A 16,593-nucleotide genomic window follows, 5' to 3' on the forward strand; every position below is an offset into this window, starting at 1 on the left:
GGAGCCGTCCCAGGGCTCCCTGCTCCCCCGGCCCGCGCTGCACGGGGTCGTTGGGGGGGGCTTGTTCGCGTTTTTACTTCTTATGCCCACGCTGGGCGGCCGCGCGGCCGCCCGCCTCGTCCAGGCGCTCGGCCGCGTACTCGGCGACCGTCTCCAGCAGCCGGTAGCGCATCGCGCCGTCGCCCGAAGGGGCCGCCACCACCAGGGACTTGTCGACGAGGGAACCGAGCGCGTCCAGGGCTGCGGGACCGCACACGGCCTCCGCCGCGGGCAGGTCGCAACCGCCGGCGAAGACCGACAGCCGGCCGAGGACGTCGCGTTCGTCCTCGTCGAGCAGTTCCCAGGACCAGTCGACGACGGCCCGGAGCGTCTGCTGGCGGGGCAGGACGGTCCGGCTGCCGGAGGTGAGCAGCCGGAACCGGTCGTCGAGGCGGTCGGCGATCTGGCGGGGGGTGAGCATCCGCAGCCGGGCGGCGGCAAGTTCGATGGCGAGGGGCAGGCCGTCGAGGCGGCGGCAGATCTCGCCGCACGCCTCGGGGTCGTGGTCGACGCTGAAGCCGGGGCGGGCGGCGGCGCCCCGGTCGGCGAACAGGCGCAGGGCGTAGGGCTCGGGCAGGGGTTCCACCGGGCGCACCACCTCCCCGGGTACGCCGAGCGGTTCGCGGCTGGTGGCGAGGACGGTCAGGCCGGGGCAGCGGGCCAGCAGGTGTTCCACGAGCCGGGCGGCGGCGCCGACGACGTGTTCGCAGTTGTCGAGGACGATCAGCATGCGGCGCCGGGCGCAGTGCTCCACCAGGCGTTCGACGGGGTCGTCGTGGCGGTCGGCGACCGCCTGGCGGAACTCCTCGGCGCCGGCGCCGTACATCACGGTCTCGCGGGCGCCGAGGGCGGTGAGCACGGCTTCCGGCACGGCTTCCGGGTCGTCGACGGGTGCGAGTTCGGCGAGCCAGACGCCGTCGCGGGCGGTGTCGGTGAGGGTCTCGGCGGCCTCCTGGGACAGCCGGGTCTTCCCGGCGCCGCCGGGGCCGAGGAGGGTGACCAGGCGGGCGCCGCCGAGGTCGGCGCGGATGGCCCGGATGTCGGCCTCCCGGCCGACGAAGGAGGTGAGCCGGGCGCGGAGGTTGCCCAGCGGTGCGGGGGCCGGCGCGGGGGTGAGCAACTCGGCGTGCAGGGCGGTCAGTTCGGGCCCGGGGTCGGAGCCGAGGCGGTCGGCGAGCAGCCGGCGCACCTCGTCGTGGGCGGCCAGGGCCTCGGCGGGGCGGCCGAGGTCGCGCAGGGCGCGCAGGCGCAGCGCCTGGAGCCGTTCGTCGAGGGGGTGGCTGTCGCACAGGGCGGTCAGCTCGGGCAGGGACCGGTCGGCGTGGCCGAGGGCGAGGGCGGCGGTGTGGCGGGCGCGCAGGGCGTCCAGGCGCCGGGTCTCCCAGCGGGCCGCCTCGGCGGTGTGGTCGGGGAGGTCGGCGAGGACGGGGCCGTGCCACAGGGCGAGGGCGTCGTCGAGGACGGCGGCGGCCTTGGCGGGGTCGTCGTCGGTGAGGGCGCCGAGGCCCTCGGCGGTGAGCCGCTCGAAGCGGTGCAGGTCGATGTCGTCGGGTTCGGCGGCCAGCCGGTATCCGCCGTCCACGGACTCCACGGCGTCGGCGCCCAGGCTCCGGCGCAGCCGTCCGACGAGCGCCTGGAGCGCGCCCGCGGCGTCGGCGGGCGGGTCACCGGCCCAGACCTCGTCGACGAGCAGCCCGACCGGCACGGCCCGGCCGCCGCGCAGCGCGAGCACGCAGAGCAGGGCCCGCAGCCGGGCACCGCCGACCGGGACGGGTGTGCCGTCGGAGCGAAGGGCCTGGGTGGTGCCGAGGATGCGATAGCGCACGGGGTCCATTGTCTCTGGTGCGGGAGCGGGTTCGGAGGCGGCCCGGCCAGGGCCTGTCGTCGAGTTGCGGTCGTGGCCCGGGGGCGGCATTTCCGGTCGTGGCCCGAAGGGCGGCGCGGCGTCGGGTGCGGGAGGGCGGGTACGGGAGTCCTACGGCGGTCTCCGGGGCGGGCGGGTCAGTTCCGGGGGACCTCCAGGGTGACCAAGGCGCCCGTCTCCCTGTGGTGCCGGGTCCCGGTGGGCGGGGCGGGGTCGGTGAACCACTTCGGGCAGGTGTCGACGGCGCGCAGCGACCGCTCCCCCGGTACGGGTTGCCAGGTGCCGGAGCAGGGCGGGATCTCGGCGTACTCCTGGCCGACCACCGACACGGCCCGCACCAGGCCCCTTACCTCGGGCCACTCGCCGCCGTGCCGTTCAACCGTGAGGAGTCCGGCCCGGCGGATCCGGTCGCCTGGGCGCTCGGCGCCGGCCTCGTCGGGCGCGAGGACGTCGACCGGGTCCTCGTGCAGGGCCGCCGTCAGGCCCGACCCGTCCCTCAGCACCCTGATGCCGCCCACCTGCGCGACCTCCCCGACGACCTCGGCGAGATGGTCCGGCCAGTCGCCGCCGAGGACGTCGCCGGAGTCGTTGAGGAGCAGCGGCCAGCCGACCTCGTCGCCGACGGAGAACGGTGTCCCGCAGCACTCCATCTGCCAGTCCGCGTAGAACACGTGCCAAAGTCCCATGGCCCCACCCTCTCCGGAACCGGGGCCCGGCCGCGAGACGTTTTCCCGCTGCGCCCGGTAGCGTCGGGCCCCGAGTCCAGCCCGTGCCGACCAGTCGGGGGAGCCGTATGACCGCCACCACCACCCGCCGCTCCGAGCGCCGGATGAGCCCCGTCTTCGTCGGAATCCTGGCCGTCACCGCGGTGACCGGCTGGGCGACCTGGACCGGGTTCGCCGAGCAGCCGGGCGTCGCGGTGTTCCTGTTCGTGACGTCGGCGTGGATCGTCTCGCTGTGTCTGCACGAGTACGCGCACGCGCGGACGGCGCTGCACAGCGGGGACATCACGGTCGGCGCCAAGGGCTATCTGACGCTGAACCCGCTGAAGTACACGCACGCGCTGCTGAGCATCGTGCTCCCGGTGATCTTCGTGATCATGGGCGGGATCGGTCTGCCCGGCGGTGCCGTCTTCATCGAGCGCGGCCGGATCCCGGGGCGCTGGCGGCACAGTCTGGTCTCGGCGGCGGGTCCGCTGACGAACCTGCTGTTCGCGGCGGTGTGCACGGCGCCGTTCTGGCTGGACGCGCTGGACGGCGTCCCCGCCGAGTTCCAGTACGCGCTGGCCTTCCTCGCCCTGCTCCAGGTGACGGCCGCGATCCTGAACTCCCTGCCGGTTCCGGGCCTGGACGGCTACGGCGTGATCGAGCCGTGGCTGTCGTACAACGTCAGGCGGCAGGTGGAGCCCTTCGCCCCGTTCGGGCTGCTGTTCGTGTTCGCGCTGCTGTGGCTGCCCGCGGTCAACGGCGTCTTCTTCGACATGGTCGACGCGCTGCTGCGCGGCCTGGGTGTCGACGACGACCTGACCTACTGCGGCTACGACCTCTTCCGCTTCTGGCGGGAGAGCGACCCCTACTGCGCGGTCAGCCCGTGACGGAGGTGGACCGGCGGATCCGCTCGCGCCGGAGGTAGTACCAGCACATGTTGGACGACAGTCCCGCGAGCAGCACCCAGACGATGCCGAGGAAGCTGCCCTGCGCGAAGGAGACGACGGCGGCCGCCACCGCGAGGAGGCAGACGATGAGCGCGTAGAGGGCGAGGCGGGGCATGCGGGGGGCTCCTGTCGGGGGACACGGCGGTACGACGCCCTCCAGTGTCCCCCATCCCCCCGGCGGCCCGTGTCAGGCCCTCACACGTCGGTGACGCGGAGTCCCGCGTGCGCCTTGTAGCGGCGGTTCACCGAGATCAGGTTGGCGACGAGCGCCTCGACCTGGTGGGCGTTGCGCAGCCGCCCGGCGAAGACCCCGCGCATGCCCGGGATGCGGCCGGCCAGCGCCTGCACGATCTCCACGTCGGCGCGGGCCTCGCCGAGCACCATCACATCGGTGTCGATCTCGTCGATCTCCGGGTCCTGAAGCAGCACCGCCGACAGGTGGTGGAAGGCTGCGGTGACCCGGGAGTCCGGGAGCAGCGCCGCCGCCTGCTGCGCCGCGCTGCCCTCCTCGGGCTTCAGCGCGTAGGCGCCCTGCTTGTCGAAGCCGAGCGGGTTGACGCAGTCGACAACCAGCTTCCCGGCCAGCTCCTCGCGCAGCGACTCCAGGGTCTTGCCGTGGCCGTCCCAGGGCACGGCGACGATCACGATGTCGCTGCGGCGGGCGGTCTCGGCGTTGTCGGCGCCCTCGACGCCGTAGCCGAGTTCCGAGGCCGCGGCCTCGGCGCGGTCCGCGGCCCGCGAGCCGATGATCACCTTCTGGCCGGCCTTGGCGAGCCGGTAGGCCAGGCCCTTGCCCTGCGGACCGGTCCCGCCGAGCACGCCGACGACGAGCCCGGAGACATCGGGAAGGTCCCAGGGGTCCTTGGCGGGGGCCTTCTGTGCAGCACTGTCGGTAGAGGTCATGGCCCGACTCTACGTGGGCGCGGGCGGCCACGGCCGGGCCGTCCCGCTTGACCGGTTCGGTGGAATTCGGGCCGAACTGCCGGTCGTGGGAGGGCTCGTGCGGCAGGATGCGGGCCATGGACGCCGTACGGGTCGCGCTGCTGCGCGAAGTGCTGGCAGGGACCGAGTGGTTGGGGGCCACCCGGCGGTTCGCGGGTGTGCTGCGGGGCTCGGTGGTCTCGCACGGCGGCGGGCTGCTGCTGGTGGGCACCGCGGAGCAGGAGCCGTGGCATCTCGCGGCGCATCTGGTGGACGAGGCCGCCTGGTCGGGGACGCCCGAGCTGACGCCGACGCTGGTGCGGCACGCGGCGCGGCCGACGGATCCGGCGCATCTGGCGGTCGGTCCGGGGCGGCTGGCGGCGGCGCGGCGGGGCGAGACGCTGCTGGTGGTCGCGGAGCGGGGACCGGGCGCCGAGCTGCTGGAGCGGGTGCACGACGCGCGGCGGGCCGGGGCGACGGTGCTGGCGCTGGGCCCCGGCGAGGGCCATCTGACGGCGCTGGCGCACGAGTCGCTGGCGGTGCCCCAGGGCACGGACCTGGACCTGGACACGGTGCAGCACCTGGTGAGCGCGGCGGCCGGGGAGAACGCGCTGCCCGCGCCCCGGGCGCGGCGGCGGTTCCGGGACCGGTTGTCGGCGCTGGCGGACCAGTTGACGGCGCCGCCGCCGGCACGGTGGTGAGGACCACTACAAAATCAGTTGCTCCGGTCTCCCATCTGTGCAGATCATGACCTCTCGTGACTTCCTTCCTCCCCGACCTCACCCCCTGGCGCGCCTCGGCGGACTTCCGGCGGCTGTGGCTGTCGGGACTGATCTCCACCTTCGGCAGCTTTCTGACGTTCGTGGCGCTGCCCGTGCAGATCAAGGAGCTGACCGGCTCCGCGGCGGCGGTCGGGGCGATCGGCGCCGTGGAGCTGGTCCCGCTGATCGTCTTCGGGCTGTACGGCGGCGCGCTCGCCGACGCGGTCGACAAGCGGCTGCTGATCCTGTGGACCGAGGCGGGGCAGGGCGTGCTGAGCGTGGCCCTGCTGGTCAACGCGGTGCTGCCGGAGCCCGCGGTGTGGCCGCTGTACGTGGTGGCCGCCCTGTCCTCGGCGCTGGTCTCGGTGCAGCGGCCCGCGCTGGACTCGCTGTGGCCACGGATCGTGGCCCACGACCACCTGCCGGCCGCGGCCTCGCTGAACGCCCTGCGCTGGACCGTGGCCGGGGTGGCGGGCCCGGCGGTGGCGGGTGTGGTGGTGGCGTACGCGGGGCTGGGCTGGGCGTACGCGGCCGACCTGCTGACGTTCTTCCTGTCGGTCGTGCTGATCGTGCCGCTGGCGTCCTCGCCGGCCGCGCACGAGGCGGTGAAGCCGTCGCTGAAGGCGATCGCCGAGGGCGCCCGCTACGCCTGGAACCGCAAGGAGCTGCTCGGCACCTACGCGGTCGACCTGGCCGCGATGTTCCTGGCGATGCCGCTGGCGCTGCTGCCGTTCCTGGCGGACGAGCTGGACGCCGAGTGGTCGCTGGGCCTGATGTACGCGGCGCTGCCGTTCGGTTCGCTGCTGGTGAGCGTGACGAGCGGCTGGACCGGGCGGATCCACCGGCACGGGCGGATGGTGGTGCTGGCGGCGGCCCTGTGGGGCGTGGCGATCGCGGCGGCCGGTGTGGTGGACAACGTGTGGCTGGTGCTGCTGTTCCTGGCGGTGGCCGGCGGCTGCGACATGGTGAGCGGCATCTTCCGCGGGGTGATGTGGAACCAGACGATCCCCGACGAGCTGCGTGGCCGGCTCGCCGGGATCGAGCTGCTGTCGTACTCCGCCGGGCCGACGCTGGGCCAGGTCAGGGCCGGTGGGTTCGCCGCGTGGTGGGGCGTGCGCGCCTCGGTGTGGTCGGGCGGTCTGCTGTGCGCCGGCGCGGTGGGGCTGCTGGCGCTGTGCCTGCCGAAGCTGATGTCGTACGACGACCGGACGAGCGAGCACGCCAGGAGCGTGCGCGCGCAGCGTTCGGCGGCACAGGCGCCGGCCGAGACCTGATCAGTCGTCGGCGCCGCGGGGGGCGTCGTGCCAGTTGGGGTCGTTCTCCCACTGGAGGTTGCGCTCGCGGGCGGTCTCCATCGCCTGTTCGGCCTCGGTGCGGGATGCGTACGGACCGAACCGGTCCTTGCCGGGGCAGTCCGGGCCCTCCTCGACCTTCTGGTGCTCCAGGCAGTAGTACCACTCGCCCGGCTTGCCGACGGTCCGCTTCTTGAACAACGCCATGACCAGCTCCTCTCGCCACAGACATGTTCCCCCACCAGGGCTCGTTAGACTCGCTGGCATGTCTGGCCAGTCGCTGCTCGTACCAGGGGAGCTGTCCCCCACCCGTTCCGTTCCCGGCAACATCCGCCGGCCCGAGTACGTCGGCAGGCCCGCGCCGGCGCCGTACACGGGTCCCGAGGTGCAGACCCCTCAGACCGTGGAGGCGATGCGTGTCGCCGGCCGGATCGCCGCGCGGGCGATGGCCGAGGCGGCGAAGCTGATCGCGCCCGGCGTCACCACGGACGAACTGGACAAGGTGGCGCACGACTACATGTGCGACCACGGCGCCTATCCGTCGACGCTCGGCTACCGGGGCTTCCCCAAGTCGCTGTGCACCTCGCTCAACGAGGTGATCTGCCACGGCATCCCGGACTCGACGGTGCTGCGCGACGGCGACATCGTCAACCTCGACGTGACGGCGTACATCGGCGGCGTCCACGGCGACAACAACGCCACCTACCTGGTCGGGGAGGTGGACGAGGAGAGCCGGCTGCTGGTGGAGCGGACCCGGGAGTCGCTGAACCGGGCGATCAAGGCGGTCAAGCCGGGCCGGCAGATCAACATCATCGGCCGGGTGATCGAGTCGTACGCCAAGCGCTTCGGGTACGGCGTGGTGCGGGACTTCACCGGGCACGGCATCAACTCGTCGTTCCACTCGGGCCTGATCATCCCGCACTACGACAGCCCGCACGCCACGACGGTGATGCAGCCGGGGATGACCTTCACGATCGAGCCGATGCTGACGCTCGGGACCCACGAGTACGACATGTGGGACGACGGCTGGACGGTGGTGACGAAGGACCGCAGGCGGACGGCCCAGTTCGAGCACACGCTGGTGGTGACCGAGACCGGCGCGGAGATCCTCACGCTGCCCTAGCACGGCCCGGGCCCGCCCCCTGATGGGGGTGGGTCTTTTCTTGTACGCTTTTACCGACAGGGCGTCGGCAACCTATTGACTTAGGTAAGCCTTACCTTAGAGGATGTGCGGTATGGACTCCTTCTCGACAGTCATCCGCACCGCGTCCCACGAGCAGCATGTGGAGGCGGAGACCTCGACCTTCATGAGCGACCTGCTGGGCGGCCGCCTCGGCGTCGACGCGTACGCGCGCTACACCGAGCAGCTGTGGTTCGTCTACGAGGCACTCGAGAGCGAGGCCGGCCGGCTGGCCTCGGACCCGGTGGCCGGCCCGTTCGTGCAGCCCGAACTCTTCCGGCTGCGGGCGCTGGAGCGGGACCTGGCGCATCTGCGGGGTCCCCGGTGGCGGGACGGCGTCTCCGCGCTGCCCGCGACGCGCGCCTACGCGGACCGGGTCCGGAAGTGCGCGCGGGAGTGGCCCGCGGGGTACATCGCCCACCACTACACGCGTTACCTCGGCGACCTCTCCGGCGGCCAGATCATCCGCGACCGGGCGGAGAAGGCCTGGGGCTTCGAGAAGAAGGGCGACGGCGTCCGCTTCTACGTCTTCGAGGAGGTCGCCAACCCGGCGGCGTTCAAGCGGAACTACCGCGAACTGCTGGACGGGGTGCGGGCGGACGACCTGGAGAAGCAGCGGATCGTGGCCGAGTGCAAGAAGGCGTTCGCGCTGAACACGGCCGTCTTCCGGGCCCTGGGCGAGGAGTTCCCGCTCTCGGCCTGAGCGGGTCCCGGGGCCTGTCGCCGCCGCGCGGACGGCAAGGTGACGACAGGCTCCGACGCGATCGCGGTCAGCGTTCCAGGTAGACGCGGCCGCCGAGTTCCACCCAGCCGCCCGGCTGGGGCGCCGTCAGCATCTGCGAGCCCGTGCCCTGGGTGATGTTCAGGGCACGGCCGAGCTGTTCGGTGAGCAGCAGCGCGGCCGCGCCGGTGGCCTCGTCCTCGTCGATGCCGTCACCGCGGCCGGGGAAGCCGCGGGCGCGGATCCGGCCCGCGGACTCGTCCTCCCAGGCCCAGGCGTAGATCCACTCCCCGGGCGGGGGCACCTCCAGCGCGTCCACCTCGGCCGCCGAACCGTACTGCCTGAGAGTCCGCGGGGGCGCCCACTCGGCGCGCGCCTCGATCCAGCAGAACTCCCCGTCCTGCCGCGCTCCGACCACCCCGGCCGGTGTCACCAGCTCCGGGACGTCCAGCAGCCAGGCGGCGCCCACGCAGGGGTAACCGGCGAACGGCAGCCGCACGCTGGGCGTGTAGATGTCGATGACACCCCGCTCGGGGTCGTCCACGAACACCGTCTCGCTGAACCCCAGTTTCGCCGCCAGCGCCTGGCGGTCCTCGCGCTCCGGCAGCACCGAGCCCTCGCGGACGACGCCCAGTTCGTTGCCGTATCCACCGCGCGGGCCGCAGAACACGCGGAGCACGTCGTAATCAGTCACGAGGGCATTGAAGCATCGTCCCGGCCGTGTGGTCTTCCCAGGCCACCGCGGTCCGGGGCGGGCCGGAGTGGGGGCGGACGGGTCCGCCCCCACTCCGGCCCGCGGCTCACTCCGCGGTGCGGCGCCTGCGCATCGCCAGGACCACGCCCGCGCCCGCCGCGACGGTGATCGCGGCCGCGGTGCCGAGGGCCGCCGCCGGCACGTCGGAGCCGGTGGCCGCGAGCCCGCCGGTGATCCCGCCGGTCGTGGAGCCCGTACCGCCCGTGGTGGAGCCGGTGCCGCCGGTCGTCCCGGAGCCGCCGCCGGAGCCGGAGCCGCCGTCGCCGTCGCCGTCGCCGTCGGGCAGTTCGGCGTCCTCGGTGAGCGCCACCGAGAGGTCCACCGGGTCGAGTTCGCTGCCCGCGGCGTAGAAGCCGCCGAAGGCCTCCGCGCCCGCGTCGGTCAGCGTGGCGGTGATGTCGTCGACCGTGATGACGTCGTTCTTCGCCGTCAGGGCCGCGGAGTCCGCCTTCAGCTCGGCCAGGACGACGTCCTCGGAGGTCTCACCGAGGCTCGTCACGTCGGCGGTCAGTTCGCCGGCGCCGTCGTCGAGGGTCGCCTCCAGGCCGGTCAGGGTCAGGTCGAGGCCGTACTCGCCGTTCTCCTCGTGGCCCTTGAAGTTCACCGCGCCCTCGAAGGCGGCGGTGAGGGAGTCCGCCTCGGTGTCGTACTCGCCCTTGGCGTCCACGAAGGTGAACACGCCGTTGCCGGCCGCCTGGCTCGCCCCGCCCGAGGTGGTGACGGCGCCCTTGGCGACCCCGTCCACGACGTACGTGCGGAAGGACTGCTTCACGCCCCAGCCGAGGGTGCCGTCGACGATGTCGCCCCGGGCGGGCGCCTGCGTGGAGGGGGACGCGCTCGCGGAGGGCGAGGCGGCGGGCGACGACGGGGAGGCGCCGGCCGAGGGCGAGGCCGAGGTGGACGGGGAGGCGCTCGCCGAGGGGGAGGCCGAGGTGGACGGGGAGGCGGGGGCGGACGGGGAGGCGGACGCCGACGGCGAGGCCGGGGCCGAGGGGCTCGGCTGGGTCTTCTGGACGACCGTCAGCGGGTCGCCGGCCGCGCCCGCGTAGCTCGCGCTGCCGAGGACGTCGGCGGCCTCCTGGGTGAGCGTGGTCGCCATGTCCGTCATCGACCGGGTGACGGTGACGTCGGCGAGCGGGACGTCCTGGGTGGTGGTGCCGCTCCTGGTGACATCGGCGGTGATCTCGGCGGTGCCGCTGTCGAACCTCACGTCGGTCAGGGTCAGTTCGAAGCGGTGCGCGGTGGACTCGATCTTCAGGCCGCCCCGGAAGCCGAGGTCGAGGGTGTGGGCGGTGGAGTCGTAGGTGCCCGCTCCCTCGGTGAAGGTGAAGGCGCCGTTCCCCGCGGCCTGCGAGGCGCCGTCGGTGGCGGTGAAGCTGCCGGCCGCGAAGCCGGTCACGTAGGTGCGGTAGGACTGCTTGATGCCCCAGGTCAACTCATAGCCGCTGAGCGGCACTTCGGCCGCGGAGGCGGTGGTGGTGGCGAGGGCGGTGGCGCCGAGGGCGGCCGCGGTGGCCACGGCGGCGGCGAGGGCGAGGGGACGGCGGTGCGATCTGACGGCCATGGCCGGGGGTCTCCTTGGGAAGGGGGTGGGTTCAGTTCCGGCGCCTGCGGGCGGCGAACACGGCCGCGGCGGCGAGTGCCAGAGCGCCGGCCGCGATGCCGAGCGGCAGGGCGAGGGGGACGCCGTCGTCCGACGCGCTCGCGACGGGCTCGGCGGACGTTTCGGCGGACGGATCGGGTGAGGCTTCGGGCTCGGGCGAGGACTTCGCCGCGGCACCGGTCCCGGAACCGCTGCCCAGGTCGGGCAGGGCGGGCAGTTCGGCGTCGGCGCGGGTGGCGACGGCCAGGGACACCGGGTCCATCGCGGTGCCCGCCGGGTACATCCCGCCGAAGACCTCGGCACCGCGGGCGGTGAGCTTCGCGGGTGCCTCGGTGAGCTTCGCGACGCCGTCTGCGGACTTCAGGCCCTTGGCGGCGAAGGTGACCAGCGGGACCTTCTCGCCGGTGACGTCGGAGGAGGCCACGTCGGCGTAGAGGGTGCCCCTGCCGTCCTCGACGGTGACGCGGACCGCGCTCAGTCCCAGGTCGAGGCCGTGCTCACCGGTGAAGCGGACGGCGCCCTCGAAGCGGGCGGTCAACTCGCCTCCCTTGTAGGTCCCTTCGCCTTCGGGGAAGCGGAACAGCGCGCCGCCGTCCTGGGCGCCGGCGGACAGCTTCCACTCGCCCCGGGCGATGTCGCCGGTGACGTACTCCCGGAAGGTGCGGCGCACGCCCCAGTCGACGGCGCCGTCCTCGATCGTGTCGTCGGAGGCCGTCTTCTTCGCTTTGGCGGAGGCGGAGGCGGTCGGTGCGGGCGACCTGGTGACGGCCGCGGGCCGCACGTCCGCCGACAGGCTCACCGGGTCCAGCGCGGTGCCGGCGGTGTAGTACCCGGCGAAGGACCGCGCGCCCTGGGCGGTCAGGGTGGCGGGGAGGTTGTTCAGGACGACCGTGTCGCCGCCGCCCCTCATGTCGATGCCGCCCAGGGACAGGGAGGCGAAGGGCACCTGACGGGACGTCGTGACCGCCCCGGTGCCCTTCGCCTTGCTGGTGATGTCGACGTGGAGGGTGCCGGAGGAGCCGGAGATCCGGACGGTGGGCCGGCTGAGGGTGAGGTCGAGCTCGTAGGCGCCGGAGTCGCTCTGGTGGCCGGTGAAGCGGACGCCGCCGCTGAAGGAGGCGGTGAAGGCGCCGGTGGCGCCGTCGTAGCCGCCGGTGGCCGAGTGGAAGCGGAAGCTGCCGCTGCCGACGGTGGCGGCGCCGCCCGTCAGCGAGTAACCGCCGTTCGCGATGGGGCCGGTGACATAGCTCTGGAAGGACGACTTGATGCCCCAGTCGAGCCGGCCGCCCTGCACGGCACGGTTCGCGGCGTGCGCGTCGGCCGTCGGGAGCAGGGCCCCGAGGACGGCCAGACACAGCACGGCGAGCGCGCCGTACAGGCGCCTCGGCAGGGATGGGGACATGGGTGACCTCCAGGGACGGCAAGATCCGGCCTGCACCCGACGGTTTCCGGCCAGGTGAGGTAAGGCTAACCTAAACTACGACGCGCCCCGATCGACAGGTCCGGGCGTGAACACAGCTGGTTCACAGGGAAGAAGCGCACGTCAGACGCGCGCGGAGAGGAAGGCCGACCGTGCGACGCTTGCGCACACGACTGTCGGGAGCGCTGCTGGCGGTGCTCGCCCTGACCACGGCGACGGCCTGCGGCGGTGCCTCCGCGGCAGCGCCGAAGACCTCGACCGCGGCCGCCACCGCTACCGCCGACCGGGTCGAGCCCCTCTCCCCCGCGCCCACGCCCGAACTGCCCGTCACCGTCGCCTCCGCCGACGGCAAGCGGGTGACCGTGGAGCGGGCCGAGCGGATCGTGCCCCTGTCCGGCAGCCTCAGCGAGATCGTGTTCACGCTCGGCCTCGGCGACCGGGTCGTCGCCCGGGACATCACCGCCACCTTCCGGCAGGCCGAGAAGCTGCCCGTGGTCACCCGGGGCCACGACGTCTCCGCCGAGGGCGTGCTCGCGCTCCGCCCGGACCTGGTGATCGCCGAGACCACCAGCGGGCCGCGGGAGGCGATGGAGCAGATCCGCGCCGCGGGCGTCCCGGTGCTCGTGGTCGCTCCGGCGCGGGGCCTCGACGACGTCGGCGCCCGGATCGGGACGGTCGCAGAGGCGCTCGGCGTGCCGGCGGCCGGAGAGCGGCTCGCCGAGCGCTCCGAGGAGCGGATCGCCGCCGTACGCAAGGACGTTCCGCACTCGGACGAGCCGCCCCGGGTGGCCTTCCTCTACCTCCGCGGCTCGGCGTCGGTCTATCTGATCGGCGGCGAGGGGTCCGGCGCGACCACGCTGATCGAGGCGGCCGGCGCGGTGGACGCGGGGGCCGCGTCCGGGCTGACGAAGGACTTCACCGCCATCACCAGCGAGGCACTGGTGAAGGCCGCGCCGGACGCGATCCTCGTGATGACCAAGGGACTCGACTCGGTCGGCGGCGTCGACGGGCTGGTGAAGATCCCCGGCGTCGCCCAGACCCCGGCCGGGATGGACCGCCGGATCGTCTCCGTGGACGACGGTGTGCTCCTCAACTACGGTCCGCGCACCGACCAGGTGCTGAGGTCGGTCGTCGCCCAGCTCTACCGGGACGGTGCCGAGTGACGGTTGTGGAGAAGGCGGCCCCGCGGACCGGCAAGGCCCCGGCGCGGGCGCCCCGTTCGGCCGCGTGGCTGGTGACCGCGGGGCTGGTGCTCGCCCTCGTCGTCCTGGTGCCGGTCGCGGCCGGGATCGGCGCCTATCCGGTGCCGGTCGGCGACGTCCTCGCCTCCGTGCAGCACCGGATCGGGCTGGGGGGTGCGGAGTTGGACCGGGTGGCGGAGTCGGTGCTGTGGAACGTGCGGTTCCCGCGCATCGTCCTGGCGCTGCTCATCGGCGCCTCGCTGGGGTGCGCGGGCGCGCTGATGCAGGGCGTGTTCGGCAACCCGCTCGCCGAGCCGGGCGTCATCGGGATCTCTTCGGGCGCGGCCGTCGGCGCGGTCGCCTCGATCGCGCTCGGGCTCACCTTCCTCGGCAACTGGACGGTCACCGTCGCGGCGTTCGTGTCCGGTCTGGTGACCGTGCTGCTGGTGTACGTGATGTCCCGCTCCGGGGGCCGTACGGAGGTGGTGACGCTGATCCTCACCGGTATCGCGGTGAACGCGTTCGCGGGGGCGCTGATCGGGCTGCTCCTGTTCTTCGCGGACGCGGCGGCGATCCAGCAGATCACCTTCTGGCAGCTCGGTTCGCTGTCGCAGGCGACCTGGCCGAAGGTGCTGGCGGTCCTGCCGTGCGCGGCGCTGGGTCTGGTGGTGGCTCCGCTGTACGCCCGCCGGCTGGACCTGCTGGCCCTCGGCGAGCGGCCCGCCCGCCATCTCGGGGTGGATGTGGAGCGGCTCCGGATCACCCTGGTCCTCGTCATCGCGCTGCTCACGGCGGCGGCGGTGAGCGTCTCGGGGATCATCGGCTTCGTGGGGCTGGTCGTGCCGCATCTGCTGCGGATGGTGGCGGGGCCGGGGCATCGGTTCCTGGTGCCGGGCAGTGCGTTGCTGGGGGCGGTGGTGTTGCTGGCGGCGGATCTGGCCTCGCGGACGGTGGCCGCGCCGGCGGAACTGCCCCTGGGTGTGCTGACCGCTCTGCTGGGGAGTCCGTTCTTCTTCTGGCTGCTGCGGAGGACTCGGCGGCGGCACGGGGGGTGGGCGTGACGGTTGTGCGCCGGTGCGGGTGGGTGGGGGTTGATCGCGCAGTTCCCCGCGCCCCTGGGGGAGTCGGGCTTGGCGCCCGCCGCTCTGAGCCGTCGGGGGTTGGTCGCGCCCACGCGGCGGTAGCCGCACATTGACACAGCCCCGCGCCCCTTGGGGAGTTGTCCGTTCCGTCAGGTCTTTTGTTCTCGTCTTCAAGGAAACGTCTATGAGACTGCTTCGGGGTCGGCCTGTGCCGCCGCTTCCCTTCTTGGCCGGTGATGTGGTTGCCGAGGCTGAGGGGCTGGTGGTTCGGCTCGGGGGGCGGGATGTGGTGTGCGGGGTGGACGTGGTCGTGCGGGCCGGTGAGGTGCTCGCGCTGGTGGGGCCCAACGGGGCCGGGAAGTCCACGTTGCTCGGTGCGCTCGCCGCTGACGCGCCGGTCGCCGAGGGGGTCGTACGGCTGCACGGGCGGCCCGCCGGGGACTGGTCCCCTCCCGAACTCGCCCTGCGGCGCGCGGTGTTGCCGCAGTCGGCGACGCTGAGCTTTCCCTTCTCCGTCGAGGAGGTGGTCCGGATGGGCCGGGCCCCCTGGGCCGGGCTGCACACCGAGGACGACGACGCGGCCGTCGCCGAGGCGATGAGGCTGACCGAGGTGGTCGATTTCGCGCCCCGACCGTTCTCCGCGCTGAGCGGCGGTGAACGCGCCCGCGTGGCGCTCGCCCGGGTGCTCGCCCAGCGCGCCCCGCTGCTGCTGCTCGACGAGCCGACCGCCGCCCTCGACCTCAAGCACCAGGAGCTGGTGCTGCGGCTGTGCCGGGAGCGGGCGGACGCCGGGGACGCCGTCGTGGTGGTCCTGCACGACCTGGGGCTCGCCGCCGCCTACGCGCACCGCGTCGCGGTCCTGCGGGCCGGCCGGATCGCCGCCGACGGCCCGCCCGCGGAGGTCTTCACCGAGGAACTCCTCTCCGAGGTCTACGACCAGCCCGTGGAGGTGCTCCCCCACCCGCGTACGGCCGCCACTCTGGTCGTCCCGCGCCGGGACCTCCGACCGTGAGGTCACGGTGTGGCCGCTGTACCCGCTCCGGGCGCTCGCGCCGTCCGTCGCCCCGGTAGGGTTCGCCTCCGGGAAGGGGAGGGTGAAGCAACCCGATGAGCACGGATCGCGGCCGTAGCAGGCTCCGCAGGCTTGACCGGAGGGTGCTGATAGCGGCCTCCGTGACCGCTTTGTCGTTGACGGCGAGCGGATGCGTGGTGGTGCACGGGGAACGCGAGTTGATCCCCGCGGCCACCCGTGCCGAGGCCGCCGAGGCGCTGGCGGAGTTCACCGAGGCGTACAACGCGGCGGACGAGGCGTACGACAGTTCCCTCGACGCCGACCATGTCACCGGCGCCCTCGGCGACATCGACGAGGCGCGGCTGAAGGCGGGGCGCGCCAACAACCCTGGCGGCAACTCGGGCCACACACCGCTGGAGTTCAGCGACGCCGAGTACACCATCCCCAAGAAGCCGGGCTGGCCGCGCTGGTTCCTGGCGGACGCCAAGGGCAACCGGGGCGGTGAGTCCCGCTGGCTGCTGGTGTTCACCCGGGACGCCGAGCAGGCGCCGTGGGAGGTCGCGTACCTGACGCTGGTGGCCCCGGACGACCTGCCGGAGTTCAAGAAGGACAAGGACGGCTGGGCGGAGGCCGTGGAGGCCAACTCCAAGGAACTGACCGTCGCCCCGGGCGACTTGAGCGCGGACTACGCGGGCTACCTCAAGGACGGCAGGGCCTCCTTCGCCAACGGCAGCCACACCTCGGAGTGGCGGGACAAGCGCGCGAAGGGCGCGGAGCGGCCGGGTCTGGTGACGCAGTACATCGACGAGCCGCTGACCGAGGGCGACTACGCGCCGCTCGCCCTGCGCACGGCGGACGGCGGGGCGCTGGTGTTCTTCGCCACGCACCACTTCCAGAAGCAGACGGCCGCGCCGGGTGCCTCGGTGCCGACGCCCAACAAGGACGTGCTGGCGCTGACGACGGGTGAGATCAAGCAGTCGCTGACGATGGAGTTCGTCTCCAACGAGGTGGCGCTGGACCCGCCGCGCGGCGCGGGCCCGGTGTCGGTGCTGGGCCGGATCGAGGGCCTCACGGGGGCGAAGGGCGGGTAGTCCCGCCCGGGTCTCAGC

Annotated in this window: 16 protein-coding genes and 2 pseudogenes; 10 read left to right on the forward strand and 8 right to left on the reverse strand. The window is 73.4% G+C overall.

Going from position 1 to position 16,593, the window contains the following annotated elements; genetic code table 11:
- Together ABT296_RS32585 and ABT296_RS32590 are read right to left on the reverse strand one after the other, a co-directional pair.
- Positions 1-1,873, reverse strand: a pseudogene (locus ABT296_RS32585) (AfsR/SARP family transcriptional regulator); the annotation flags it as partial.
- A 167-nt stretch (positions 1,874-2,040) separates the two neighbouring features.
- Positions 2,041-2,589, reverse strand: a complete 549-nt coding sequence (locus ABT296_RS32590) for a DUF6578 domain-containing protein (protein ID WP_351932688.1) — start codon at positions 2,587-2,589, stop codon at positions 2,041-2,043.
- Positions 2,590-2,696: 107 nt separating this feature from the next.
- Between ABT296_RS32590 and ABT296_RS32595 the strand changes: the two genes are divergently transcribed.
- A complete protein-coding gene (locus ABT296_RS32595; RefSeq protein ID WP_351932690.1) occupies positions 2,697-3,497 on the forward strand; it encodes a site-2 protease family protein in 801 nt (266 codons plus the stop codon).
- On the opposite strand, the gene ABT296_RS32600 is transcribed toward ABT296_RS32595, so the two are convergent.
- Both ABT296_RS32600 and npdG read right to left on the reverse strand, forming a co-directional pair.
- Entirely contained in the window at positions 3,487-3,672 is a 186-nt protein-coding gene (locus ABT296_RS32600; RefSeq protein ID WP_351932692.1) for a hypothetical protein, read from the reverse strand. The genes ABT296_RS32595 and ABT296_RS32600 overlap by 11 nt on opposite strands.
- A gap of 80 nt (positions 3,673-3,752) precedes the next feature.
- Positions 3,753-4,460, reverse strand: a complete 708-nt coding sequence (gene npdG / locus ABT296_RS32605; RefSeq protein WP_351932694.1) for an NADPH-dependent F420 reductase — start codon at positions 4,458-4,460, stop codon at positions 3,753-3,755.
- Between the two features lie 116 nt (positions 4,461-4,576).
- Between npdG and ABT296_RS32610 the strand changes: the two genes are divergently transcribed.
- Positions 4,577-5,179, forward strand: coding sequence for a hypothetical protein (locus ABT296_RS32610; protein WP_351932696.1), 603 nt, complete (start codon positions 4,577-4,579; stop codon positions 5,177-5,179).
- Positions 5,180-5,235: 56 nt separating this feature from the next.
- The gene (locus tag ABT296_RS32615) at positions 5,236-6,513 is read left to right on the forward strand and encodes an MFS transporter (RefSeq protein WP_351932698.1); all 1,278 of its coding nucleotides are present in this window, start codon (positions 5,236-5,238) and stop codon (positions 6,511-6,513) included.
- Here the strand turns inward: ABT296_RS32615 and ABT296_RS32620 are convergent, their stop codons facing one another.
- Complete coding sequence (locus ABT296_RS32620) at positions 6,514-6,738, reverse strand: hypothetical protein (protein ID WP_351932700.1); 225 nt, start codon at positions 6,736-6,738, stop codon at positions 6,514-6,516.
- A gap of 58 nt (positions 6,739-6,796) precedes the next feature.
- Here ABT296_RS32620 and map point away from each other — a divergent pair, with 58 nt between their 5' ends.
- Entirely contained in the window at positions 6,797-7,654 is an 858-nt protein-coding gene (map, locus tag ABT296_RS32625; RefSeq protein WP_351932702.1) for a type I methionyl aminopeptidase, read from the forward strand.
- Between the two features lie 112 nt (positions 7,655-7,766).
- On the forward strand, positions 7,767-8,414 hold the full coding sequence (locus ABT296_RS32630; protein ID WP_351932704.1) for a biliverdin-producing heme oxygenase: 648 nt from the start codon (positions 7,767-7,769) through the stop codon (positions 8,412-8,414).
- Between the two features lie 67 nt (positions 8,415-8,481).
- On the opposite strand, the gene ABT296_RS32635 is transcribed toward ABT296_RS32630, so the two are convergent.
- The 3 genes from ABT296_RS32635 to ABT296_RS32645 form a co-directional block, all read right to left on the reverse strand.
- Positions 8,482-9,126 carry a PhzF family phenazine biosynthesis protein gene (locus tag ABT296_RS32635; RefSeq protein ID WP_351932706.1) on the reverse strand — a complete coding sequence of 215 codons (645 nt, stop codon included), beginning with the start codon at positions 9,124-9,126 and terminating at the stop codon, positions 8,482-8,484.
- Between the two features lie 106 nt (positions 9,127-9,232).
- Complete coding sequence (locus tag ABT296_RS32640) at positions 9,233-10,750, reverse strand: HtaA domain-containing protein (protein ID WP_351932708.1); 1,518 nt, start codon at positions 10,748-10,750, stop codon at positions 9,233-9,235.
- Positions 10,751-10,781: 31 nt separating this feature from the next.
- On the reverse strand, positions 10,782-12,191 hold the full coding sequence (locus tag ABT296_RS32645; protein ID WP_351932710.1) for an HtaA domain-containing protein: 1,410 nt from the start codon (positions 12,189-12,191) through the stop codon (positions 10,782-10,784).
- Between the two features lie 170 nt (positions 12,192-12,361).
- Between ABT296_RS32645 and ABT296_RS32650 the strand changes: the two genes are divergently transcribed.
- The 5 genes and pseudogenes from ABT296_RS32650 (at position 12,362) to ABT296_RS32670 (ending at position 16,575) form a co-directional block, all read left to right on the forward strand.
- Positions 12,362-13,372 carry a heme/hemin ABC transporter substrate-binding protein gene (locus tag ABT296_RS32650; protein ID WP_502977381.1) on the forward strand — a complete coding sequence of 337 codons (1,011 nt, stop codon included), beginning with the start codon at positions 12,362-12,364 and terminating at the stop codon, positions 13,370-13,372.
- A 5-nt stretch (positions 13,373-13,377) separates the two neighbouring features.
- On the forward strand, positions 13,378-14,451 hold the full coding sequence (locus ABT296_RS32655) for a FecCD family ABC transporter permease (protein ID WP_502977384.1): 1,074 nt from the start codon (positions 13,378-13,380) through the stop codon (positions 14,449-14,451).
- 205 nt (positions 14,452-14,656) lie between these two features.
- Complete coding sequence (locus tag ABT296_RS32660) at positions 14,657-15,484, forward strand: heme ABC transporter ATP-binding protein (protein WP_351932716.1); 828 nt, start codon at positions 14,657-14,659, stop codon at positions 15,482-15,484.
- Positions 15,483-15,602: pseudogene (locus ABT296_RS32665) on the forward strand (iron transporter); the annotation flags it as partial. The gene ABT296_RS32660 and the pseudogene ABT296_RS32665, both read left to right, overlap by 2 nt.
- A complete protein-coding gene (locus ABT296_RS32670; protein ID WP_351932718.1) occupies positions 15,580-16,575 on the forward strand; it encodes an SCO2278 family lipoprotein in 996 nt (331 codons plus the stop codon). The pseudogene ABT296_RS32665 and the gene ABT296_RS32670, both read left to right, overlap by 23 nt.
- Positions 16,576-16,593: the final 18 nt, after the last annotated feature.

It is taken from the genome of Streptomyces sp. NPDC000983 (assembly GCF_040299205.1).
Classification (GTDB): Bacteria; Actinomycetota; Actinomycetes; order Streptomycetales; family Streptomycetaceae; genus Streptomyces.